The organism is Flagellimonas maritima, from assembly GCF_003269425.1.
Taxonomy (GTDB): Bacteria; Bacteroidota; Bacteroidia; order Flavobacteriales; family Flavobacteriaceae; genus Flagellimonas; species Flagellimonas maritima.
In genome coordinates this window covers 1,755,621-1,778,031 of sequence record NZ_CP030104.1, presented here as the reverse complement: position 1 = coordinate 1,778,031, position 22,411 = coordinate 1,755,621, and the positions used below count along the sequence as shown (strand labels likewise).

Genomic DNA, 22,411 nt, shown 5'->3' with positions numbered 1-22,411 from the left:
CATTCAATGCATTAGAGGCCCGGAATTTTAAGGTATTTTTAGCTAGTAAGATTTTTATAGATAATCTTTCTAACCTCCTCGCGAAGTGTAGATTTGTCCTCCTCTGCCAAAATACCAGTCTCAAAAAATTGATGTACCGTAGCGCGCACTCTTCCAGGTCCACCACTTAAAAAAGTAAAGGAAAATCGTTTCTTATTATCGTGAAAGGTGATGGGAACTATTGGGATCTTGTGCGCAATCGCCATTTTAAACGCTCCATCCTTAAATTCATCAAGGATAATATTCTCTTCTGGCACACCTCCTTCCGGAAAAATACAAATACTTAGGCCCTGATCCAATCTTCTTTGTGCTCTCCTGTAAACTCCCGTTCTACTTTTTATATTTTCCCTATCAACCAAAATACAAACACGCTTATAAAAAAATCCAAAAATAGGAATCTTCACCAACTCTTTTTTACCTACAAATACAAACGGATTACTGCTTACCATAAGCATCAACATAATATCCAACATACTGGTATGGTTGGCGACCAACATATAGCTCTTTCCCTTTATCAATTGCTGTTCCCTGGTTATTTTTGGAAAACAGCCCATACCGTACAGTATTGTCCTTGCCCAGATGTTCCTGGCCAACCAAAAAAATTGGGGATAGGTTTTTTCAGAAAGGGTGGTCAATAAGAGAAAGGGGAAGAAAATTAAAATAGGTACTGTTACAAGTATATAAAACCAAATTCTATACAGAATATACCCCAGTTTCCGAAGTAATTTTAGCATAACTTCAAAAGTAAGAATTTGCACTTGTATTTTTTTAATTCTTTTACCTTTGCGTTTCTATATAAATACAGCATGGCAAGAATTCTTACTGGCATTCAAAGTACGGGAACCCCGCATCTGGGAAATATACTGGGGGCAATTATTCCTGCTATTAAGATGGCTCAAGATCCAGACAATGAGTCCTTTTTGTTCATTGCGGATATGCATTCCCTGACCCAAATCAAAAATGGCCAGGAATTAAGAAATAACACTTATGCCACAGCGGCCACTTGGCTTGCCTTTGGACTGGATATTGAAAAAACTATTTTTTATCGCCAAAGCGATGTCCCCCAAGTTACCGAACTTGCTTGGTACCTCAGCTGTTTTTTCCCTTATCAAAGACTGACACTGGCACATTCTTTTAAGGACAAAGCAGAGAGGCTGGAAGATGTTAATTCTGGTCTATTTACCTATCCCATGCTCATGGCTGCGGATATTTTGCTGTACGACGCACAAATAGTTCCTGTAGGGAAAGATCAACTGCAGCATTTGGAAATGACAAGGGACGTTGCCGCTAGATTTCATCACCAATTTGGAGAAACCTTCGTACTCCCTGAAGCAAAAGTCCAAGAAGAGACCATGTATGTTCCGGGAACGGACGGAGAAAAAATGAGCAAAAGCAAGGGGAACATTATCAACCTCTTCCAACCTGATAAAAAATTACGTAAACAACTTATGGGTATCGTTACGGACAGTACACCCATGGAAGACCCAAAAGACCCATCTAACGACAATGTCTTTTCCCTGTACAAAATTCTTGCATCTGAAGAGCAAATAGAGGAAATGAGTGCAAATTATTTAGCTGGAAACTATGGCTACGGACATGCGAAACAGGCCTTACATGAAGTTATCCTGAATAAGTTTGATGAACCTCGTGAAAAGTTTGAATACTACATGAACCACCTCAACGAAGTGGATGAAGCATTGGCAGTTGGAGCGGAAAAGGCCAAACAAGTCGCCAATGAGGTTTTGGATAGGGTACGGCGTAAATTGGGATACTAAAAATGTCGCCAATAAAAGGTTAAAAACGACAGAGTTATTTCAATTGAATGCTAAATATTGTAACTTTTAGATTAAGGTATAAAAGTTGCGAATGGGCAGAAATGGTTTTTTCTTTATTTTCATTATGTTTCTTGTTTCATCAGTTGATGCACAAGAAAACCCTAGATTCAAAAACATCATTAATAAACTATCCTCTTACACTACAAAACACGGCCCCGAAAAAGTTTATGCACATATAGATAAGGAGTTTTACAACCAAGGAGATACTATTTGGTTCAAAATTTATTTGGTTGACGGCATTTCACATCTCTCAAGTGATAAAAGTAATGTGGTTTATGTTGAGCTTTTAGATTCAGAGGACAACATAGTTGTTCAACGAAAGCTTTTTGTAGAAGATATGGATGCTAACGGTGATATTGTGATTCCCGAGACCTTGAAAGATGGTAAGTATAAGCTTCGTGCCTACTCTAAATATATGCTCAACGAAAATGAGCCTATTTTGTTTTCAAAACATATTCTTATTGCCAATATTGAAAATGATTCTGAGATAAAAAACGTATCCCCAAAAGCACAGGAGAAACCTATTGTCCAGTTTTTCCCGGAAGGAGGGAATCTTGTGTCAGGAATAAATACAAATTTGGCCATAAAAACTACAAATACAGAAGGTGTTGGAATCCCTATTAAGGGAAAAATTTTAAATCAAAACAATAAGGTAATATCTCTTTTTGAAAGTTCCGATTATGGCCTGGGCTCTTTATCTTTCAAACCAGAATTAGGAGAAACCTATTATGCGTATGTTACTGTAGATGGCAAAGAACATGAATTTTCGATTCCAATACCACTAAAAGAGGGTTATGTCCTAAATGCTAAAAACAATGGTGAGCATTTGTTGTTAAAAATCAGCACAAATCATAAAATAGGACTTAAGGGGGCCTTATTGATAGGTCACTTAAGAGGTCAAACCTTTTTCAAAAGAATTCTGGAATCCAACGAGGCGACCTATTCTGTTAAAATACTTACAGAAAACATTGAGGACGGTGTCGCCCACTTCACCCTCTTTACGCCAGAAGCTGAACCTGTTTGCGAAAGACTTCTCTTTATAAACCATCCCAAAAATGATGCTGTATTGTCAGTCAAAACAAATTCCAAAACATATGCTTTTCGGGAAAAAATTGAAGTTGAGTTAGATTTAAAAGATAAAGAAGGAAATCCTTTGTATGGAAATCTTTCTTCAAGTATTAGCAGGAACACAAATCAATCTTTGAGACAAAATACAAATATTACGAGCTGGTTGTTATTAAACTCAGAAATAGGAAATACCTTTTTAGATACAGATCAGTTACTCAAAGATATCAATACCTCCAAAAAACACCTTTTGGACCTATTAATGTTAACAAATGGTTGGCGAAGATTTGTTTGGAAAGAACTTTTAAAAAATAAAGTTAGCAAAGAACTATCCTACAAGCCCGAAAAAGGACTAATGATAACGGGCAAGACCACCAGTTTTACTAATAAATACAACTCTAAAGCATCGTCGGTTACTCTCAGTATTTTTGAGGATCCTTTTTTTCAAGGAGAAAATTCTACCAATTTACAAGGGCAATTTAGTTTTGGACCTTTCATTTTTTATGATACTATAAACGCATTTGTTGAGGCAAAGCCATTAAAGCATTCTAGAAAAACAAAAGATAATGAACTTGCCATTCAGCTTGACCGAACGTATCAAAAAATCCAATTAAAAGAAAAATTCTTACCTAAGAATGAACAATCTACCAAAGAAGAGGAGGTACAGTTGTTGAATGAATATAGACAAAGTGCTCCCCAATTTGAACTTAGCTCTAAAATAACACGGCTTAAGGAAGTAACGGTAAAGGCCAAGAAAAAAACCAGAAAAGAGATTATTGATGAAAAAATAAGGAAATTCACAATTTACGCAAGTCCGGACAACCGCGTTTTTAAAGATTCAATGTTTGGGATAGGGGCATTGAACATTTTTGATTTACTAATAAATGTTCCTGGAATAAGAGTAATCGGTTATTTTCCAAATCAAGAAATACAAGTAAGAAATGCATATAGCGTTGGTGGCGGGAATGCTAATGGTGGGGATGAAGGAACTGATGAAAGTAATACTGGTTCTGAAAGAAAAGGCCCTCTTTATCTTTTGGATGGCTTTCAAGTTAGTCTTGCACTTATCCAAACCTTTAATCCTGCTGAGGTTGAGTTTATTGATGTTTTAAAAGGTCCCAGTGCTGCAATTTATGGTGTTCGCGGGAGTAATGGAGTTATCGCCGTTTACACCCGGGGCAGATTAAATACTAATTTAGAAAACGAAGAAAACGAACAACCAGATGTTTTAAGTGTGAAAATAAATGGGTTTTATAAAGCCCGAGAATTTTTTAGCCCCAACTATCGTATTTCCAAACCTGCACATAAACAAAAAGATTATAGAACCACGTTACACTGGGAACCAAATATCGAAACAAATAATGAAGGGAAATCTACTTTTGATTTTTTTACAGGAGATATTCCAGGGGCCTATACCATTACAACCGAAGGTATTTCTTTTGATGGGAGGCCTGTAAGCGTTTCCCATAGCTTTAAGGTAGATATTGGTTTTTAAATATAATCACATTTATTAAACCACCTCAAACATCTTTCCAGGCAATGGTCGTATTACCCCTTTCATTTCCATATTGAAAAGAGTGGAAGATACTTTGTGGATAGGTAAACTACAATCCATTGCAATGCTATCGATGAGTTGTTTTCCATTTTCCTGTAAGTATGAATAAATTGTTTGTTCCATTTCATCCAATTCTATAAACAATTGTTTTTGAATCGTAGATTTTTGCTCTTTTTTATCCAATTCCCATCCCAAAAGGTAAATCAATTCTGCAGCAGAGGTCAACATATGTGCTTTTTGTTTTTTAATTAAATCGTTGCATCCTTTACTGAATTTGTCAGTTCGCCTACCTGGTACTGCAAATACTTCACGGTTGTAGCCATTGGCCAAATCGGCAGTGACCAAGCTGCCTCCCTTTTCTGCAGATTCAACGACTATGGTAGCTTCACTCATTCCCGCTATAATTCTGTTACGCTTCAAGAAATTCTCCCTATCCGGATTACTGGTGCTCCAAAATTCTGTGATAAAGCCACCATTTTTCTCAATCCTTGAAACAAATTTTTTATGGTTTTTAGGATAGGTTTGGTTCAATCCATGGGCCATACAACCAATGGTCTGCAACCCCTTGTCCATAGCTGCATTTTGAATGGTAATATCCACGCCATAAGCAAAACCACTCACGATAATAGGATCTAAAGGGGCAATTTCCTCTATAAATTCCTCACAGAAAGCAGTACCATAACTTGTGATGTTACGAGTGCCCACTACGCTGATTATTTTTTTGTTCTGCAAATCAATATTCCCGCTTTTAAAAAGTAAAATGGGGCCATCCAAACAATGTTGCAAATAGTAGGGATACTCTTGGTCCATATAATAGCATAGATCAATATGTTCTCTGCGAATATAATCGTACTCCGCTTCAGCTTCTTCAATATGAATTGAATCAAAAAGCCCTTTTAAGGTAAGTTGGCCTATTCCTTCAATCTTTAGAAGATTACGCATTTTATCTTTGAAAATTGCAGATGGACTTCCACAATGGGCAATCAATTTTTTTGCGCTTACATTGCCAATATTTGGAATAGCTTGAAGACGAAGTACAGCAAGAATTTCAGTCTCGGTCATTTGATAAATAGGTTAAGTTGTTCACAAAATACCGAATTTCAAATGTTAATAAAAAGTAATGTGGTCTATTTTGTCCTCCCGGTTTTTTTACAATATTTGTGCTTATGCGGATTGATTATTTTATAAGGGAGCTTTTACATGAGTACAACTGTGTTGTTGTCCCTACCTTTGGGGCTTTTTTGGCACACGGAAAATCCGCTGAACTCAATTCCATTACCAATACTTTTACACCCCCGGCCAAAACAATTTCTTTCAATGCGCAATTAACTGACAACGATGGCCTCTTGGTATCCCATATTGCCAAAGAGAAAAAGTTGGGTTACGACGAGTTGTTGCAAGAAGTTATGAATGAGGCAGATTCATGGAAGAAAAAATTAGAACAAGGAGAGTATATTGAACTTTTTGGTATTGGTAAACTTCTGTTGAACCATGAACAAAAAATTCAATTTCAACCTGAAGATAGCATCAATTATCTTTCTTCTTCTTTTGGACTATCCACTTTTTCGGTTACACCTATACAGAGAGAAGTCTTAAAAGAAGAAATCGAAGAACTGGAAGAAAAAATTCCTTTTATCATTACCCCAGAAAAAAGAGAGCAATCCAATTTTAGACCTTTATTAAAATATGCTGCAGTTTTTTTATTGGCTGTTTCATTGGGTGTAACTTCTTATAGGACTTATGGAGACGTTCAGCGAAAGCAAGTAGCGGCCCAACAAGATGCGCAAAAACAAGTGTCAAGACTTATCCAAGAAGCTACTTTTTTTGAAAGCGCCCCTTTAGAGCTCCCTCCTATAAATATAGAAGTCAATAAAAGGCAGTTGGGTAAACACCATGTTATAGCCGGCGCTTTCAGATTCGAAAAAAATGCCGAAAAACAGGTAACTGTTCTAAAAGAAAAAGGGTACGATGCCTTTTATCTTGGAACCAACAAGTTCGGCTTGCACCAAGTTGCATATGATAGTTTTGAAAACCCAAAAGAAGCCTTAAGTTTTTTAAAAAAAATAAAAAGAACCGTTTCTTCGGACGCTTGGTTATTATCCGAAAAATAGCATTGGTTTCTTTAAAACCAAATTACACTTCAATACCTTTGCGCAAAAATAATTAGCATGCGCGCAAAGAATCCCAAAGAATCAAGAACCGTAATGACCGATATGGTATTGCCCAGTGAGACCAACCCGCTGAACAATCTTTTTGGGGGGGAACTATTGGCCAGAATGGATAGGGCAGCCAGTATTTCAGCAAGAAGGCATAGCCGAAGAATCACTGTTACGGCTTCCGTAAACCACGTGGCATTCAACCGATCGGTTCCTTTAGGCAGTGTGGTTACTGTAGAGGCTTCCGTATCTAGAGCTTTTAAAACATCTATGGAAATATTTATCGATGTTTGGATGGAAGATAGGTTTACTGGAGAACGTACCAAGGCCAATGAGGCCATTTATACCTTTGTTGCGGTAGATGAAACGGGAATACCTACCGAGGTTCCACCACTTAAACCTGAAACCGACTTAGAAAAGGAACGTTTTGCCGCGGCACTAAGAAGGAAACAGTTAAGCTTGGTATTGGCAGGAAAGATGGATCCATCAGCAGCTACGGAGCTTAAGGCTTTGTTCACCTAATTGTTAAAAATCAAAATTATCTGGGTCTGGACCAAATCTATGCCCTTTGTCAAGATTGTCCAGTAGTCTCATATCTTCTTCTGAAAGTTCAAAATTAAAAATGTCGGCATTTGCGATAATTCTTTCTTTTTTGGATGATTTTGGAATGGTTACCACACCTTTCTGTAAATCCCATCGAAGCACAACCTGTGCTGCCGTTTTATGATACTTTTCAGCCAAAATAGTAAATTCATTCATCTCAAAGATTTTTCCCTGCATTATAGGAGACCACGCTTCGTATTGAATTTTATGTTGGTTACAGAAATCAATTAGATTCTGCTGTACCAAATAGGGATGAAACTCCATTTGATTTACCATTGGCACTATCTCTGACTCTGCTATCAAGTCCTCTAAATGATGTTGTAGAAAATTACTGACCCCAATAGCCCTGACCTTCTTTTCCTTATAAAGACGTTCCATGGCTTTCCATGTTTCTTTGGACAATTGACCTTTTGGCCAGTGTATCAGATAGAGGTCTAAATAATCTGTCCCCAACCGTTCCAAACTTTTATCAAAAGCCTTGAGTGTTGAATCGTAGCCCTGCTCATCGTTCCAGACTTTACTAACTAAGAAAACATCTTTTCTATTAACATTACTCTCTTTGATTCCTTCACCTACGCCATTTTCATTCTTGTAAATAGCTGCGGTATCAATATGCCGATAGCCATGGTTTAGGGCTTCCTGTATAGCGCTAATTACCTCATCCCCGTCTTTTGACAAATAAACTCCTAAACCGAAGTATGGCATTTGCACCCCATTATGAAGTTCAAAAGTGCCTTGCAAATCCGTTATTTTTCCCATGTCACAATTGATATATCCAATCTTCTGGATTGAGTCGATTAGAATCTTGATATAAATAAAATTTTAACTTTGTAGTACCGTCAAAACGATTGGTATAAATATCTCCCAATGTTTCTTTCACTGTGACTTTATCACCTTTCTTAACGTATACTGTAGATAAATTATAATATGTACTAATGTAATTTCCGTGTTTGATCTGCACGCCTCTGCTGCCACCCGGAACAGATAGAATGGCTATTACCTCGCCTTCAAAAATAGCCCGTGCCTTGCTGCCTTTGTCGGTCGCTATGGTAACACCATTGTTTCTATGTTTTATTCCAGGATAAAGTTTATCATTGTATACTCCATAACCTTGACTTTTAATACCTTTTTCTACTGGCCATATTAGCTTTCCTTTGTTTGATGAAAAGTTACTTGCCACCAATTTTGCCTCTGGCGTTAGTACAAACTTTGTACTACTTGACTTTCCTGCTTTTTTATTTGTATTTACGATAGCACTTTTGATGAGCCTTTCTATTTCTCTATCTATCTTTCGTGCTTCTTTCTGCTTTTTTGCTATTGCTGCCGTATATTTTGTTTCGTTTTGTTGTATGCTCCGCAACAAGTTTTTCTGGGATTCTATTTCATTGAAAAGTTCATTCTTGACTTTTTTGTTTTCGGCCAAAAGTTGTTCTTTGGTTTTTCGTTGTTCGACCAAATCCCTGTTCAAGACTGCCAGTTCATCCGTTTTTTTTATAATACCTTCTCCCTGTTTTTTTCTATGCTTTGCGTATTGCTCCATATATTGAAGTCGTTTAAAAGCTTGGTAAAAATTTTCAGAGGACAATAAAAACATCAACCTGTTGCTCTGTGCCTTGTTCTGATATGACTTTTGTATCAAATTGGCATAATCGGTCTTTAAAATTTTTAAATCCTCCCTAAGTTTACTGATATTTCTAATGTTTACGTTTATCTGCCTATTGAGTAAATTGGATTGTTGATTGGTTACGCGAATAAGTTCTTGTCTCACATTGATTCGCTTATCCAAAGCTTCCATTTGGTCCAATACAGTCCCTTTCTCTTTTTTCTCGGCAAAGAGCAATCTATTGATTTCCTTTATTTCTTTTTGCAATCTTTCCCGTTTGGCCTCCAAGGCTTTTTGTTCACTTGTTTGAGAAAGTAATCCTGTTGAAAAAAATAATGCAACCAACAGAAAATAAATATGATATGATAATTTACTTCCCATATTTCTTTAATACTATTTTATCCAGCCCTTTTGGAATTTTATATGGAAAATTTAATGTTTTGTTCAGTTCAATGTTTTTAAAGCTCAAATCAATGTTTGTTTTATCGGCTCCTTTTTGAGCCATAATTTGGATTTCATTCGGTAGAACTTTTCCAAAAATATCTTGATAGGTATATTTTGCAGATAAGTGTCTTTCCTCCTCCAATTGAAAAACTTCCTGTGCTTTTACCTTAAAGTTTTTAGGTTCTATCTTAAAGAGCACTTTATATAAGTCATTAAAGTTTCGCTTCGGCTTTAATTGATAACTGTCTTGATCTATGACTGAAGTATATTTTCCTTTTCTCAAATCAAGAATTGCATTGCCCAATAGCAGGTTCTGTACCTTATCAAAATCCAGTTCCGTGCCCAATAGGTCGCTGAGATAACTAAAGTCACCATCAAAATATTCCCCTTGTAACTTATTATAAAAAGAGACCCGTTCTGGGGTGATATGTGCTTTAACAACCCCCAAAGGGGCACTTATCCAAATTACTTTGTCTTTTTCTATTCTTAAGCTTACGTTCACCCCTTGGCTTGAATCTCCATTTGAATAATCAATCTTAATACGTCCGCTGAGTGTTATAAAATTGGACTGGTTTGCGTAGTGATTTGTTATGATGCGCTTTGTGGATATTCCGTCATCTACATTACCGCCCGTTATCGTTTTTGTTGACTTACAGGCACCAAAAAATAATATCAGAAAAAATAATACAACCGATCGTATTTTTAAATGGTTTAAAATCAATTTCATTATAGTCCCGATTTTATTTTATTGGAATACTCATTGGCTTTTGAAGTATTGCCGATTGCCGTATATGCTTTGGACAGCTCTATATATATTTTATTGGTAAGGTCAGTATCGTCTAATATATAATCCAATGCGCTTTCTAAAACTTCTGTGGCTTTTAAGGATTTAGAAACGCCATTGAGTGCTTTTCCATATGCGAAATAAAAATAAGGTTGCAAGGGGTATGAATCCAGAGCTTCTTTTGAGACCTGTTCCATCTGCTTGTAATCTCTTTTTTCCAACAACGCTTCAATCTTCAATTTATAGTGCAAAAGAGGGTCGTCTTCTTTTTTTGAAGGTTTTACTTCATGAGAAAGAACTGTTGTTTGGGTTTTAGTTCTTTTTTGAATCGAGTCACTTATTTTCTGTGCCAAGTCTGTTGCAAACTGCGAGTTTTCAAAATCTTCTAAAACTTTTAAAGCATCCTTATATTTTTTTCTTTTAAAATAAATAATGGCCAAATTTTCCTGTAACTTATTATTTAAGAAAGGAATGTTCTGTTTTATGGTATTGACATTACTTCCTTGTTTTTCCAAAATATTCAGAAGAAGTTCCAAGTGCCAATAATCTGTTGGTTGGGCATTTAAGGCTTCAACGGCGTATTGTTGTGCACGAATATATTGTTTGTCCAAAAAATTTACTTTCGCTAATTCATAATCTACTACGCTATTTGTTGGTTCCAAATGTTTGCATTCCAGAAATAAGCTGATGGCCCTATCATAATTCTGAATACCTTTTTGTTTTAGTGCCTCAAAAAAATTTTCTTGAAACTCATCGGTATATTCTTCTAGGAATACTTCTGCGCTTTGTTCAACATCAATCTTCTCTTCTTCTTGGGCATAGGTTTTCTGTATCATCAGAAATGATAATGAAGAAAACATCCAAAGAGAAAATCTTTTTTTCATAAAGTTTCAATAAGGCAAATACCTTTTATTAGCATCATTCCGGACCTGTTTTAAAATCTTAAAATTTGGTCAATCAAAAAAAATACCATGAGACGCTGAAATAAATTCCGGGTAACCTGTGTAAACATAAACGGATATTTCAAAAAATTATGCTTATTCCATAACCGAGTAATCCCCTATGCTTATCGTTTCAAAATTACCATCAAAAACGACATGGTTTCCTATCATCGCATTATCCAAGTTAGCATTTTTGATTGTGCTATGGGCCTGGATTAAACTATTTTTAACGGTAGAGTTTTCGATGGTCGTATGATTGCCTATGGAAACATAAGGTCCTACTGTAGTATTTTTGAGCACTACATTTTCCCCAATGTAGCATGGCTCAATAATGTTTGCATTTTGTAGGTAAAGAGAATCGGACACCAATCCTTCCCCATCTTTTTCCAAAAAGCCGAGCATCCGCTGATTGGTTTCCACAGTAACATCCTTGTTTCCACAATCCATCCATTCGTCTACTTTTCCCGGAACAAACTTCATTCCCTTTTCCATCATTCGTTTGATCCCATCATTTATCTGATACTCCCCACCATTGATGATATTGTTATCCAAAACGTATTGAAGCTCGTTTTTGAGCACACCCACATCCTTGAAGTAATAAATTCCTATCACTGCCAGGTCCGAAACAAATTCCTGTGGCTTTTCCACCAACTCCACAATCTCGTTTTGATCGCTCAGTTTTACAACACCAAAAGCCTCGGGTTTGTCCACCTGTTTTACCCAAATAACACTATCCGCAGATTTATCCAGATCAAAATCGGCACGTATCAACGTATCAGCATATGCAATAACCGCAGGACCGCTTAGGGATTCCTTGGCACTCATGATAGCATGCCCTGTACCCAAAGGTTCATCTTGTCTATAAATAGAACCTTTGGCACCTAGTTCCTTTGGCAATTGCATTAAACTCTCGACCACATCGTCTCCAAAAAAAGCCGGGTCGCCCAATATGAAAGCAACTTCTTCAATCTGTTCGCCCAAAACTTTGGCAATATCGGTTACCAATCTGTGTACAATCGGTTTTCCTGCAACGGGAATCAGTGGTTTGGGCACTGTTAATGTATGTGGACGTAATCTTGAGCCGCGACCGGCCATGGGTACAATGATTTTCATATAATTGCTAGTAAGCGAAGTTTCTTTAAATTAAACTTCTATATAATTAGTTTTATTGTCATTAAAAAGAGTCTTCCGGTGCAAGAGGCTATTTTACTCCCGTGCTACCAAATCCTCCTGAACCACGTTCCGTATCAGAAAGAGAATCTACTTCAGTCCATTCCGCGCGTTCATGTTTTGCAATGATCATTTGGGCAATACGCTCTCCATTTTCAATGACAAAATCTTGATTGGAAAGGTTAACCAAAATAACACCAACTTCCCCACGATAATCTGCGTCTATAGTTCCAGGGGCGTTTAAGACTGAAATCCCTTTTTTTGCAGCCAATCCGCTACGTGGTCTGACCTGTGCCTCAAAACCCATTGGGAGCTCAATAAAAATACCTGTTGGAACAATTCTTCTTTCCAACGGTTTCAAGATTACGGGTTCATCAATATTTGCCCTTAAGTCCATTCCTGCAGATGCAGATGTTTCATAATTTGGTAATTGATGTGACGATGTATTGACAATCTTAATTTTCACGCTTTAAAAATATGGTCTTTAATTTATCTCCTTCAAGTTTGTAAACTGCAATCAAAAATACTAAAAGTAGTAAGCCTCCTGCTATTAAATTTCGGTTAAAAACATAAAAGGACAGTATTGAAAAAACAATTGAAACGGAAAGATAAAATGTTATTTTCCGCATGTTATAAGGAACTGGATAATATTTCCTGCCAAAGAAATAGGACAACAGCATCATACTGGCATAAGCGGCCAAAGTAGCTAAAGCGGAAGCCATATATCCAATTCTAGGAATAAAAGCAATATTGATGGCAAGTGTAATAAGTGCTCCTACAGAAGATATGTATGCCCCAAACCTAGTTTGGTCAGTTACCTTGTACCAAACGGACAAGTTATGATATATTCCCAAGCAAAAACTTCCCAGCAATATTATGGGCACAACATCGAGTGCTTCCCAGTAGGTTGTATTGCGAATCAGAAGCCTTCCCAATACATCTATAAAAACTACAACTCCCAATAAAATTACACTTCCAAGAATTACAAAATAACTGGTTATCTGCGCATATGTTTTTTGAGGTTTTTCCGTTTTGGCATGACTAAAGAAAAATGGCTCTACACCCATTCTGAACGCAGTTCCAAAAAGCGTCATAAATAAAGCCAATTTATAACAAGCCCCGTATTTTCCAACTTCTGCCTCTGCAACATTTGCCGGCAATAATTCGGTCAATAAAATCTTATCCACTACTTCATTTATGGTAAATGCAAAACCGGCAACCATTATTGGCCCAGAGTATCCCAACATCTTTTTCCAAAGAATTGAATCGAATTTATAGGAGATTTTAAAATAAGTAGGCAATAATATCAGTAGTGTTATTCCACTCGCTATAATATTGGATATAAAAATATATTGAATCTCCCAATTGGCTTTATAGATATTATTAAAAAAGTCATCTGTGTTTTCCTGCGCCAATTTTGGCAAAATGAGCAGGAAAAAAATATTAAATGCAAGGTTTATAATAACATTGATGCTCTTTAGAACAGCATATCTCATTGGCTTTTCGTTTGCCCTTAGTAAGGCAAAAGGTATAATGACCAATGCATCCAAAACCAATATATAAGCAGTGAACTTTATGTAATTAGGGTCTATGTTCGTAAGGCTCGACAGATTTTCTTTTACAACAAGTGCAACAATCAAAAATAAAATGGATGAGACCAATAATGATATTAATGAAGTAGAAATAACAATACTTTTATTTTCTTGCTTATGATAGAATCGGAAAAATGCCGTCTCCATACCATAGGCCAAAAAAACATTGAAAATGGCGATCCATGCATATATATTCACATACTGGCCGTAACCAGAGGCATTTTCAAAAACAGAAGTGTACAATGGGAGCAGAAAAAAAGAAATGACCCTAGGCAACACTGTTGCAAGGCCATAAATAAAAGTCTGCTTAAAAAGTTTTTTTAGTGGGTTCAATAGGAATCCATTCTTTAGAAAAACCTTGATAAAGGTAGGCGCAAGTTACATAAAACACCTAAGTTATTACCCTAAACAAAATCCTATATTGCAAATCATGATTTTCATAAGAGTAATGGCTTAGTGGAAAGTCTGAAAAGAATCTAGTATAGTTCTAGTCAAAATCATCTTGCTTCAATACTTTGGCCATCAGTAGCGTAAAAGACAAATAGTTTATATCTTTCGGATAAACGCATCAACTTATGAAAATCTCAGTAAAACAATTCTATATTGGCGTTCTTGTGTTCTCTTTTATTTCTTGTGCTGAAAAGAAAAAAGAAGTTGAAAATACAGTTTACGAAAAACCCAATATCATTTTCATCATGTCAGATGATCATGCCTATCAAGCCATTAGTGCATATAGCGACCGATTAATTACAACTCCCAATATAGACCGCATTGGTAAGGAAGGTATTGTTTTTACCAATGCCAGTGTTACCAATTCTATTTGTGCGCCTTCGCGGGCCACGATTTTAACTGGAAAGCATACCCATATCAACGGTAAGGTAGACAATCAAATGCCTTTTGATACTACACAGGTTACCTTTCCACAAATTTTTCAACAGGCGGGTTACGAAACTGCCATGTTTGGCAAACTTCATTTTGGCAATAACCCTAAAGGTGTTGATGAGTTTATGATTTTGCCCGGTCAGGGCTCGTACATTAATCCAGATTTTATTACCAAAACTGGCGATACCACCCGAATTGAAGGTTATGTTACTGACATTATCACGGACTTGACCCTAAATTGGTTGGACAAAAAAAGGGATACATTAAAGCCATTTATGTTAATGTATCTTCATAAAGCTCCACATAGGCCTTGGTGGCCAAGACCTGACAAGTTCAAGAAATTTTTAGGCAAGAAATTTCCAGAACCGGAATCCTTGTTTGATGATTATAAGAACAGGGGCACAGCTGCCAAAACTGCAGAGATGAATTTACTGTACGATATGATGTACAATCATGACAGCAAGATCAGACCCGAGGTTACCAAGCGTATGAAAAACCTGAGCCCGAACGTTCCTGAATATGAAGGCGGTTTTCAGACACCCTACACTGACCGTATCAACGAAGAGCAAAGAGCGCTTTACGAACCTATCTTGGATGAGATTAATAAAGATTTTGAAGAAAACTGGCCTTCAATGACCGATGAGGAAAAAATGAAATGGAAATATCAGCGATACATGCAAGATTATTTGGCCTGTGTTTCTTCTGTGGATGATAATGTAGGGCGATTGCTTGAATATTTGGATGAAAGCAAGTTGTCCGATAATACCATGGTAGTGTATACTTCGGACCAAGGCTTCTATTTGGGGGAACATGGTTGGTTCGATAAACGCTTTATATATGATGAGTCTTTTAGAACTCCATTGCTCATTCGATGGCCAAATCAAATCAAACCGGGGATAACCAGTGAAGAGATGGTACAAAACCTAGATTTTGCACAAACCTTTTTGGAAGCTGCCCAAATTGAAGCACCATCCGACATGCAAGGTGAGAGCTTAATGCCACTTTTAACATCCAACGAAGGTAATTGGACCAGAGATGCTGTTTACTACCATTATTATGAATACCCTGCCGTACATCAAGTAAAAAGACATTATGGGATTGTAACCATAGATTATAAACTCGCCCATTTTTATTATGATGTGGATGAATGGGAACTTTACGACCGCAAAAAAGACCCGCAGGAATTGAAGAATGTTTACAATGATCCAGCGTATGCCGATATCGTTGTGGAATTGAAGAAAAAATTAGAAGAGCTGCGTTTACAGTACAAGGATTCCGATGAGCTCAACCAAAAGTACATTGATATTCATCATGCCAATAGTATTGATTCGCCTTTAAACAAAAAGGGGTAATATTTTTCTTAACTGTGCTCGAACCGAACTTAAGTAGAAAAAGCCACTTTTAAAGAAGTGGCTTTTTTATTATTTGTGTTTGTCCTTTTTAATCATTCAATGCTTCAGCGCCACCAACAATCTCAAGAATCTCGTTGGTAATGGCGGCTTGTCTTGCCTTATTGTAGGTCAACTTTAACTGATCTCTGAGTTCGGTAGCATTGTCCGTTGCTTTGTGCATTGCCGTCATACGAGCGCCATGTTCACTGGCAAAAGAATCCCGTACCGCTTTGTATAATTGTGTTTTCAAGGATTTTGGAATCAATTGTTCCACAATTTCAGGCTTGGAAGGTTCAAATATGTAATCAGCAGAAGAGGAAGTATTTCCCTCAATGGGAGCCAAGGGCAAAAACTGTTCCGTCATCACAATTTGTGTTGCCGCATTTTTGAACTTGTTGTACACCAATTCAATTTTATCATAGTTTCCTTCAGTAAAATGCTCCATTAGATTTTGGGCAATTTCGGCTACATTGTCAAAACTTAAATCATCATATACTTGGCTATGATTTGCAATAACAGTACCTCTCTTTCCCAGTAAGTCATTCCCTTTTTTTCCAATAGCCAAAAAATCAACCTGTTTTCCTGCATAAGTATGTTTGTACAAAAATGTGGATTGTTTGATAATATTGGTATTAAAAGCCCCGCACAAACCCCTATTGGATGTGATTGCAACAATCAACACTTTATGAACTGCTCGGTTATCCGTAAACTTACTTCCAGCATCACCATCCATACTTGCACTAAGATTCTGCAACAACTCGGTAAGCTTATTTGCATAGGGACGCATTGCGGTAATAGCATCTTGTGCCTTTTTCAACTTAGCAGCAGAAACCATCTTCATGGCACTGGTAATCTGCATGGTTGATGATACCGTAACTATCCTATTTCTTATTTCCTTTAAATTGGCCATTTACTTATAGTATTTAGCAGTTAGTAATTAGTAGTTAGATTTTCATCAATTCTACTTCATACCATATACTGTTTACTCAATACTCAATACTAACCTCTATATTTTCCTGATAAATCCTTACAAACAGCAGTCAATGTATCTGTCACCTCGTCCGTCAGTTTTCCTGCTTTTAGGGTATCCAATATATTTCTGTGTTTTGCATTCAAGAATTCCAAGAAATCACGTTCAAATTCTTTTACTTTATCTACAGGAACTTCCCTCAACAAATTTTTAGACCCTGCAAAGATAATGGCAATCTGATCTTCAACAGTATATGGGTCATTTTGAGCTTGCTTTAAAATCTCAACATTCCTACGCCCTTTCTCGATTACGTTCAAAGTAGCTGCGTCCAAATCAGAACCAAACTTGGCAAAAGCTTCAAGTTCACGGAACTGGGCTTGGTCAAGCTTTAAGGTACCTGCAACTTTTTTCATTGCCTTGATCTGGGCATTACCCCCAACACGAGATACTGAGATACCCACGTTAATTGCCGGTCTTACCCCTTGGTTAAATAAATCTTGTTCCAAGAAAATCTGGCCATCAGTAATAGAAATTACATTGGTAGGGATGTATGCTGATACGTCACCTGCTTGTGTTTCAATAATTGGCAATGCAGTCAAAGAACCACCACCTTTTACCATTGGCTTCAATACATCTGGAAGGTCATTCATGTCTTTTGCAATAGTATCATCATTGATCACTTTTGCGGAACGTTCCAATAATCTTGAGTGAAGGTAGAACACATCACCAGGATATGCCTCGCGTCCTGGAGGTCTTCTCAATAACAAAGATACTTCACGATAGGCAACTGCTTGTTTTGAAAGATCATCATAGATAATCAAAGCTGGTCTACCTGTATCTCTAAAGTATTCCCCAATCGCTGCACCTGCAAATGGAGCATAAACCTGCATTGGAGCAGGATCGGATGCGTTTGCCGCAACTATGGTTGTATATGCTAAAGCTCCTTTGTCTTCTAAGACCTGAGCAATAGCTGCAACTGTAGACGCCTTTTGTCCAATAGCAACATAGATACAATATACAGGCTCCCCTGCATCGTAAAATTCTTTTTGATTCAATATGGTGTCAATACAAACCGTAGTCTTCCCTGTTTGACGGTCACCAATAACCAACTCACGTTGGCCTCTACCTACAGGAATCATGGCATCAATTGCCTTAATACCGGTTTGTAATGGCTCGGTTACCGGCTCACGGAAGATAACTCCAGGTGCTTTACGCTCCAATGGCATTTCAAAAGTTTCACCTGAAATAGGACCTTTACCATCAATGGGAACACCTAAAGTATTTACCACGCGACCAACAATACCTTCACCAACATTAATAGAAGCAATTGTTTGAGTACGTTTTACTACTGAACCTTCTTTTACATCACGTGAAGGGCTCAATAGTACGACACCAACATTATCTTCTTCCAAGTTCAAAACGATACCTTTTAGTCCGCCATCAAACTCAACCAATTCTCCATACTGTACATTGGATAAGCCGTATACGCGTGCAATACCATCACCTACTTGCAATACTGTACCTACTTCGTCCAAAGAAGCGGTAGCTTCAAATCCTGATAACTGTTTCTTTAAAATTGCTGATACCTCAGCGGCTTTTACTCCTGCCATTTTATTTAGATAAAAGATATAAGAACCTAGATGTTGGACATTTAGGTTCGCTTTATTTATAGACTATTTGCAAATTCTTTTTTTAATCCGTTCAGTTTGTTTGCAATACTGGCATCATATTGTAAATCACCAACACGCAAAACAAATCCTCCGATGATACTTTCATCGATATTATTTTCCAAAGTAATCTTGTTTCCTGTCATTTTGGTCACCTCCACCAGAATCTTTTTCTCCAAATCTTTGGTCAATGGAGCGGCAGTGGTAACGAAGGCTACATCTTCCCCTTTTAATTTTTCATGAAGAATCACGTACTTGAAAGCTACATCGTGTAACAATGCTATTCTTTTATTGTCCACCAAGGTAGTTATAAGACCCTTGGTAATCTCTTGGGATTTATCAAAGATTTCGTACAATGAGTCCTTTTTCACCTCACCTTTAATCACTGGGCTCTCCAAAAGATTTTGAAGCTCCAAATTCTCCGTGATTACAGCTGCTATTTCTCGCATATCCTTTTCAACAGCCTCTGCTGCTTTCTTTTCGATTGCGAAATCCAAAGTTGCCTTTGCATAGCGTATGGCCGCTCTACTCTCTTTCATCCCCTTCTAGTTGAGTTTGATATCATCCAACATTTCATCTACCAGCTTCTGATGTTTCTTGTTGTCGGACAGTTCTTCTTTTATGACTTTTTCGGCAATCTCTATGGAGAGATCAGCTACTTGCGCTTTGATATCCGCAATGGCGGCTTTCTTTTCACTTTCAATGGTTGCCTGGGCCTGTTTTACCAATTTGTTTCCTTCTACTTGAGCTTGTTCTTTAGCATCGGATACTATTTTATCCTTTATCTCACGAGCTTCTTTAAGCATTGCTTCTCTTTCCGCCCTAGCTTCCTTTAGCAATTTTTCGCTATCGGCAGTAACGTTCTGCATTTCTTTTTTTGCATCCTCTGCAGCGGCCAAAGCGTCCTTTATACCATCCTCACGGTCATTTACCGCTTTTAATATAGGTTTCCAAGCGAACTTCCAAAGTAGGAACAGCAGCAACCCAAACAATAGGGTTTGCCAAAAAAACAGTCCCAACGAAAACTCTTCCAATAACTTTTCCATATTCTATGCTTTATTCCTTTTAACTGTTAAACCAAACAAAAGCTGCAACCAACCGTTACAGCTCTTGTTTTAGAGTCTTTGGTTACACTGCAAAAAGTGCAGCAAAACCAATTCCTTCAATCAACGCTGCTGCAATCAACATCGCTGTTTGGATTTTTCCGTAAGCTTCAGGCTGACGTGCTATGGCATCCATTGCAGAACCACCGATTCTACCAATACCCATACCAACACCAATAACTACTAAACCTGCACCTACCATTACTGGAATTTCCATATCTATCTAGTTTAAAAATTAAAAATTCAATATTTACTTCGGCTACGCTAAGTAACCGAGACGTCCTTACCTATGGTTTCGACTTAGCTCAACCACCGCCAAGGATATCTGTTTACAGATGTGCCAACTCTGGCTCATCATCATGACCATGATCATGCTCCTCGGATGCAAATCCAAAATACAGTGCACTCAACATGGTGAAAATATAAGCTTGCAGCAATGCTACCAAAATTTCTATCAATGAAATGGCGAAAGCCAATCCGAATGACAACGGGCTTCCTATCCAACTTTTAAAGATGAACATCAACCCGATCAAGCTCATCAAAACAATATGGCCTGCCTGCATGTTTGCATACAAACGAATCAATAGCGAAAATGGCTTAATGAACAGTCCCAATATTTCAATAGGCACCAAAATAATATACAATGGAATCTTTGCGTACCATGGCATGGAATCACCGAGTGGATTAAACTGGTGCATCCAGTAGTCTTTTGTTCCCGTAAAATTGGTGATTAAAAAGACCATCAGTGCCAAAGCAAAAGTGATTGCTATATTGCCTGTTACATTAACTCCTAGGGGAGTCATTCCAAACATGTTCAAGAACCAAATAAAGAAAAATATGGTCAGCAAGAACGGCATGTATTTTTTATAACGCTTTTCGCCAATATTAGGTCTTGCAATGTCATCTCTAATATATAGTACGATAGGTTCAAAAAAACGTCCCGCACCAGTTGGCACACCATTATTTTTTGCATAGGACCTTGCTAAACTTGTGAAGAGCCACAGCATCAATGCACCAGTGATAATGATCATGACCACATTTTTGGTAATGGAAAAATCTAAAGGTTTCACGTTGGTTGGGTGATGATCCCTATCATAATTGATGGTACCTTCGGCATCTGTTCTATAAATTTTGCTATGGTATAATTTATAGAAGTTTCCGTCTACTTCTGCCAAAGTTTCGCCATGGTGGAATTTTGATGATGAAAAAACCTTTAGCCCCTCATCCCATAGAATGACAGGCAATGGAAAACCAACATATTTATGTTCTCCGTTTTCCTTTGTATAGGAAAACAAAGAAAAATCATGTGCATCTTGAAGGTGATGGGATATATATTCCTTTATTTCGGATTTAAGGCTCTTACCATTTTCTTCAGCTTCTGTATCCTTTTCACTTGCAAAGGAGAGTTGACCTAAAAGAAGTGTTGGAACCAGAAGAAATTTCGTAAAAAAAGTTTTTCGCATTTCGCTCAAAATATCAGTCTCTCAAAATCGGTGCAAATGTAAGTCTTTCTTACAAAAAGAAAAAAGCTTTCAAACTTTTATTTTTGAGCGTTTTGGGCCATTGATTATTCCGACGATTCTTCTAGATTTTTGAGCATTTTGGAGGTGTAGAAAGTCTCTAAAAACAGCCCGACAGCATAGGGAACAAAAAATGAGGCAAATTCTAGACCCGACATATCTCCATCGCTCTTGTACGAGGGGTAAAATAACAGAAAGAAAAAGATAAACTTTAAGAAACTGCCTCCCATGAATAAAAATCCTATCTGATTTTTTAATCTTTCCCGAAACTGGTAGAGCGCGCTGAAGATAAAAGCCGCCAAAATTCCATTCACCAAATAGGAACGTACAATTAGATTCTCCAACACGGGTAAACTTTTAGTGGAAAGAACAAAGATGTGGATTCCAAAAGAAAGAAATAGCAGGAAGACAAGAAGCAAAAAAAACTGAATAGGCAGATTGAGTTTTGGCATCAATATTTAATACGTTTCAATTGCTGCAAAACTACCCAAATAGAAATTGCCACTCCCAATAAAGTGGCAATTACCGTAAAAATATTCTTTTCGTTTTCATAATGGGTGTCCAACCAATTTCCACCCTTTACGGCCAAAAATATGATAGCCCCCATCTCAAAAGCGATACCTGAAAGCATCACCGCATTCTTAAGGTTGTTCTTCTTAGGAGATTTTTGCTGGTTCATTTGTCTTGGTGGACTGCTGCAATCTGTTTGGCGTAGGTGTTGTAGCGACAGCTCCTTTGCCCATTGTGCAAGAAGCATTGAACGTAGCTCCTGGCTCAACGGCCAATTTAGCAACTGTTACGTTTCCTTCTATAAATGCCGAAGCTTTAAGGGAAAGTAAATCCTTAACGATAAGCTCTCCATTAAATTTTCCTTCAATATCAGCATTTACACATTCCACTTTACCGTTGATGTAACCATCTTTTCCAATGACTACTTTTCCTGATGTCTTTACGTTGCCTTCCAATTTTCCGTCGATTCTAAAATCAGCTTCGGAAGTAATGTCACCTTTAATTTTAGTGTTCTTCTCAATTCTGTTGGGTTGTCCTCCAAATTCTGTCATAGGGCGAGGTTTTTTGTTGTCTGAAAACAT

The 22,411-nt window shown here is 37.4% G+C and carries 23 protein-coding genes; 5 read left to right on the top strand and 18 right to left on the bottom strand.

Annotated features, from left to right (window positions below):
* Positions 1-38: 38 nt before the first annotated feature.
* Entirely contained in the window at positions 39-773 is a 735-nt protein-coding gene (locus HME9304_RS07830) for a lysophospholipid acyltransferase family protein (RefSeq protein WP_112378061.1), read from the bottom strand.
* 72 nt (positions 774-845) lie between these two features.
* Here HME9304_RS07830 and trpS point away from each other — a divergent pair, with 72 nt between their 5' ends.
* Complete coding sequence (gene trpS / locus HME9304_RS07825; protein WP_112378060.1) at positions 846-1,814, top strand: tryptophan--tRNA ligase; 969 nt, start codon at positions 846-848, stop codon at positions 1,812-1,814.
* Positions 1,815-1,905: 91 nt separating this feature from the next.
* The gene (locus HME9304_RS07820; protein WP_112378059.1) at positions 1,906-4,434 is read left to right on the top strand and encodes a TonB-dependent receptor plug domain-containing protein; all 2,529 of its coding nucleotides are present in this window, start codon (positions 1,906-1,908) and stop codon (positions 4,432-4,434) included.
* Positions 4,435-4,449: 15 nt separating this feature from the next.
* Here the strand turns inward: HME9304_RS07820 and dprA are convergent, their stop codons facing one another.
* Positions 4,450-5,556, bottom strand: coding sequence for a DNA-processing protein DprA (gene dprA, locus HME9304_RS07815; protein ID WP_112378058.1), 1,107 nt, complete (start codon positions 5,554-5,556; stop codon positions 4,450-4,452).
* Between the two features lie 104 nt (positions 5,557-5,660).
* Here dprA and HME9304_RS07810 point away from each other — a divergent pair, with 104 nt between their 5' ends.
* Together HME9304_RS07810 and HME9304_RS07805 are read left to right on the top strand one after the other, a co-directional pair.
* Positions 5,661-6,605: an HU domain-containing protein gene (locus HME9304_RS07810; RefSeq protein WP_112378057.1), complete on the top strand. Its 945-nt coding sequence runs from the start codon at positions 5,661-5,663 to the stop codon at positions 6,603-6,605.
* 57 nt (positions 6,606-6,662) lie between these two features.
* Positions 6,663-7,172, top strand: a complete 510-nt coding sequence (locus HME9304_RS07805; protein WP_112378056.1) for an acyl-CoA thioesterase — start codon at positions 6,663-6,665, stop codon at positions 7,170-7,172.
* A gap of 3 nt (positions 7,173-7,175) precedes the next feature.
* On the opposite strand, the gene HME9304_RS07800 is transcribed toward HME9304_RS07805, so the two are convergent.
* From HME9304_RS07800 to HME9304_RS07770, 7 genes are all read right to left on the bottom strand, one after another.
* Positions 7,176-8,012: an aldo/keto reductase gene (locus tag HME9304_RS07800; RefSeq protein WP_112378055.1), complete on the bottom strand. Its 837-nt coding sequence runs from the start codon at positions 8,010-8,012 to the stop codon at positions 7,176-7,178.
* 1 nt (position 8,013) lies between these two features.
* Positions 8,014-9,237, bottom strand: coding sequence for a murein hydrolase activator EnvC family protein (locus HME9304_RS07795; protein ID WP_112378054.1), 1,224 nt, complete (start codon positions 9,235-9,237; stop codon positions 8,014-8,016).
* A complete protein-coding gene (lolB1, locus tag HME9304_RS07790) occupies positions 9,227-10,027 on the bottom strand; it encodes a lipoprotein insertase outer membrane protein LolB1 (RefSeq protein WP_112378053.1) in 801 nt (266 codons plus the stop codon). Before lolB1 ends, HME9304_RS07795 begins: the two co-directional genes overlap by 11 nt.
* Positions 10,027-10,968 (bottom strand): tetratricopeptide repeat protein, encoded by a 942-nt coding sequence (locus tag HME9304_RS07785; protein WP_112378052.1) that lies wholly within the window; start codon positions 10,966-10,968, stop codon positions 10,027-10,029. The genes lolB1 and HME9304_RS07785 overlap by 1 nt, the downstream gene beginning before the upstream one ends.
* A gap of 153 nt (positions 10,969-11,121) precedes the next feature.
* Complete coding sequence (locus HME9304_RS07780) at positions 11,122-12,138, bottom strand: sugar phosphate nucleotidyltransferase (RefSeq protein ID WP_112378051.1); 1,017 nt, start codon at positions 12,136-12,138, stop codon at positions 11,122-11,124.
* 88 nt (positions 12,139-12,226) lie between these two features.
* Positions 12,227-12,661 (bottom strand): dUTP diphosphatase, encoded by a 435-nt coding sequence (dut, locus tag HME9304_RS07775; protein WP_112378050.1) that lies wholly within the window; start codon positions 12,659-12,661, stop codon positions 12,227-12,229.
* Positions 12,651-14,120 carry a lipopolysaccharide biosynthesis protein gene (locus tag HME9304_RS07770; RefSeq protein WP_112378049.1) on the bottom strand — a complete coding sequence of 490 codons (1,470 nt, stop codon included), beginning with the start codon at positions 14,118-14,120 and terminating at the stop codon, positions 12,651-12,653. Before HME9304_RS07770 ends, dut begins: the two co-directional genes overlap by 11 nt.
* A 242-nt stretch (positions 14,121-14,362) precedes the next feature.
* Between HME9304_RS07770 and HME9304_RS07765 the strand changes: the two genes are divergently transcribed.
* Complete coding sequence (locus HME9304_RS07765; RefSeq protein ID WP_112378048.1) at positions 14,363-16,021, top strand: sulfatase family protein; 1,659 nt, start codon at positions 14,363-14,365, stop codon at positions 16,019-16,021.
* 88 nt (positions 16,022-16,109) lie between these two features.
* Here the strand turns inward: HME9304_RS07765 and atpG are convergent, their stop codons facing one another.
* The 9 genes from atpG to HME9304_RS07720 all read right to left on the bottom strand — a co-directional run bounded on the left by atpG (position 16,110) and on the right by HME9304_RS07720 (position 22,411).
* Positions 16,110-16,970 (bottom strand): ATP synthase F1 subunit gamma, encoded by an 861-nt coding sequence (gene atpG, locus HME9304_RS07760; RefSeq protein ID WP_112378047.1) that lies wholly within the window; start codon positions 16,968-16,970, stop codon positions 16,110-16,112.
* Positions 16,971-17,059: 89 nt separating this feature from the next.
* The gene (gene atpA / locus HME9304_RS07755; protein ID WP_112378046.1) at positions 17,060-18,640 is read right to left on the bottom strand and encodes a F0F1 ATP synthase subunit alpha; all 1,581 of its coding nucleotides are present in this window, start codon (positions 18,638-18,640) and stop codon (positions 17,060-17,062) included.
* A 56-nt stretch (positions 18,641-18,696) separates the two neighbouring features.
* Entirely contained in the window at positions 18,697-19,236 is a 540-nt protein-coding gene (gene atpH, locus HME9304_RS07750) for an ATP synthase F1 subunit delta (protein WP_112378045.1), read from the bottom strand.
* 6 nt (positions 19,237-19,242) lie between these two features.
* A complete protein-coding gene (locus tag HME9304_RS07745) occupies positions 19,243-19,743 on the bottom strand; it encodes a F0F1 ATP synthase subunit B (protein WP_112378044.1) in 501 nt (166 codons plus the stop codon).
* Positions 19,744-19,825: 82 nt separating this feature from the next.
* Positions 19,826-20,017, bottom strand: coding sequence for an ATP synthase F0 subunit C (gene atpE, locus HME9304_RS07740; RefSeq protein WP_112378043.1), 192 nt, complete (start codon positions 20,015-20,017; stop codon positions 19,826-19,828).
* A 112-nt stretch (positions 20,018-20,129) separates the two neighbouring features.
* The gene (atpB, locus tag HME9304_RS07735) at positions 20,130-21,263 is read right to left on the bottom strand and encodes a F0F1 ATP synthase subunit A (RefSeq protein ID WP_112378042.1); all 1,134 of its coding nucleotides are present in this window, start codon (positions 21,261-21,263) and stop codon (positions 20,130-20,132) included.
* A 104-nt stretch (positions 21,264-21,367) separates the two neighbouring features.
* Positions 21,368-21,772: a DUF6168 family protein gene (locus HME9304_RS07730; RefSeq protein ID WP_112378041.1), complete on the bottom strand. Its 405-nt coding sequence runs from the start codon at positions 21,770-21,772 to the stop codon at positions 21,368-21,370.
* Complete coding sequence (locus HME9304_RS07725; protein ID WP_112378040.1) at positions 21,772-21,999, bottom strand: AtpZ/AtpI family protein; 228 nt, start codon at positions 21,997-21,999, stop codon at positions 21,772-21,774. Before HME9304_RS07725 ends, HME9304_RS07730 begins: the two co-directional genes overlap by 1 nt.
* Positions 21,977-22,411, bottom strand: a complete 435-nt coding sequence (locus tag HME9304_RS07720) for a bactofilin family protein (RefSeq protein ID WP_112378039.1) — start codon at positions 22,409-22,411, stop codon at positions 21,977-21,979. The genes HME9304_RS07725 and HME9304_RS07720 overlap by 23 nt, the downstream gene beginning before the upstream one ends.

Coding starts and splice junctions, on each gene's coding strand:
- HME9304_RS07830 (WP_112378061.1), bottom strand. CDS start 773: ATGCTAAAATTACTTCGGAAACTGGGGTATATTCTGTATAGAATTTGG.
- trpS (WP_112378060.1), top strand. CDS start 846: ATGGCAAGAATTCTTACTGGCATTCAAAGTACGGGAACCCCGCATCTG.
- HME9304_RS07820 (WP_112378059.1), top strand. CDS start 1,906: ATGGGCAGAAATGGTTTTTTCTTTATTTTCATTATGTTTCTTGTTTCA.
- dprA (WP_112378058.1), bottom strand. CDS start 5,556: ATGACCGAGACTGAAATTCTTGCTGTACTTCGTCTTCAAGCTATTCCA.
- HME9304_RS07810 (WP_112378057.1), top strand. CDS start 5,661: ATGCGGATTGATTATTTTATAAGGGAGCTTTTACATGAGTACAACTGT.
- HME9304_RS07805 (WP_112378056.1), top strand. CDS start 6,663: ATGCGCGCAAAGAATCCCAAAGAATCAAGAACCGTAATGACCGATATG.
- HME9304_RS07800 (WP_112378055.1), bottom strand. CDS start 8,012: ATGGGAAAAATAACGGATTTGCAAGGCACTTTTGAACTTCATAATGGG.
- HME9304_RS07795 (WP_112378054.1), bottom strand. CDS start 9,237: ATGGGAAGTAAATTATCATATCATATTTATTTTCTGTTGGTTGCATTA.
- lolB1 (WP_112378053.1), bottom strand. CDS start 10,027: ATGAAATTGATTTTAAACCATTTAAAAATACGATCGGTTGTATTATTT.
- HME9304_RS07785 (WP_112378052.1), bottom strand. CDS start 10,968: ATGAAAAAAAGATTTTCTCTTTGGATGTTTTCTTCATTATCATTTCTG.
- HME9304_RS07780 (WP_112378051.1), bottom strand. CDS start 12,138: ATGAAAATCATTGTACCCATGGCCGGTCGCGGCTCAAGATTACGTCCA.
- HME9304_RS07765 (WP_112378048.1), top strand. CDS start 14,363: ATGAAAATCTCAGTAAAACAATTCTATATTGGCGTTCTTGTGTTCTCT.
- atpG (WP_112378047.1), bottom strand. CDS start 16,970: ATGGCCAATTTAAAGGAAATAAGAAATAGGATAGTTACGGTATCATCA.
- atpA (WP_112378046.1), bottom strand. CDS start 18,640: ATGGCAGGAGTAAAAGCCGCTGAGGTATCAGCAATTTTAAAGAAACAG.
- atpH (WP_112378045.1), bottom strand. CDS start 19,236: ATGAAAGAGAGTAGAGCGGCCATACGCTATGCAAAGGCAACTTTGGAT.
- HME9304_RS07745 (WP_112378044.1), bottom strand. CDS start 19,743: ATGGAAAAGTTATTGGAAGAGTTTTCGTTGGGACTGTTTTTTTGGCAA.
- atpE (WP_112378043.1), bottom strand. CDS start 20,017: ATGGAAATTCCAGTAATGGTAGGTGCAGGTTTAGTAGTTATTGGTGTT.
- atpB (WP_112378042.1), bottom strand. CDS start 21,263: ATGCGAAAAACTTTTTTTACGAAATTTCTTCTGGTTCCAACACTTCTT.
- HME9304_RS07730 (WP_112378041.1), bottom strand. CDS start 21,772: ATGCCAAAACTCAATCTGCCTATTCAGTTTTTTTTGCTTCTTGTCTTC.
- HME9304_RS07725 (WP_112378040.1), bottom strand. CDS start 21,999: ATGAACCAGCAAAAATCTCCTAAGAAGAACAACCTTAAGAATGCGGTG.
- HME9304_RS07720 (WP_112378039.1), bottom strand. CDS start 22,411: ATGTTTTCAGACAACAAAAAACCTCGCCCTATGACAGAATTTGGAGGA.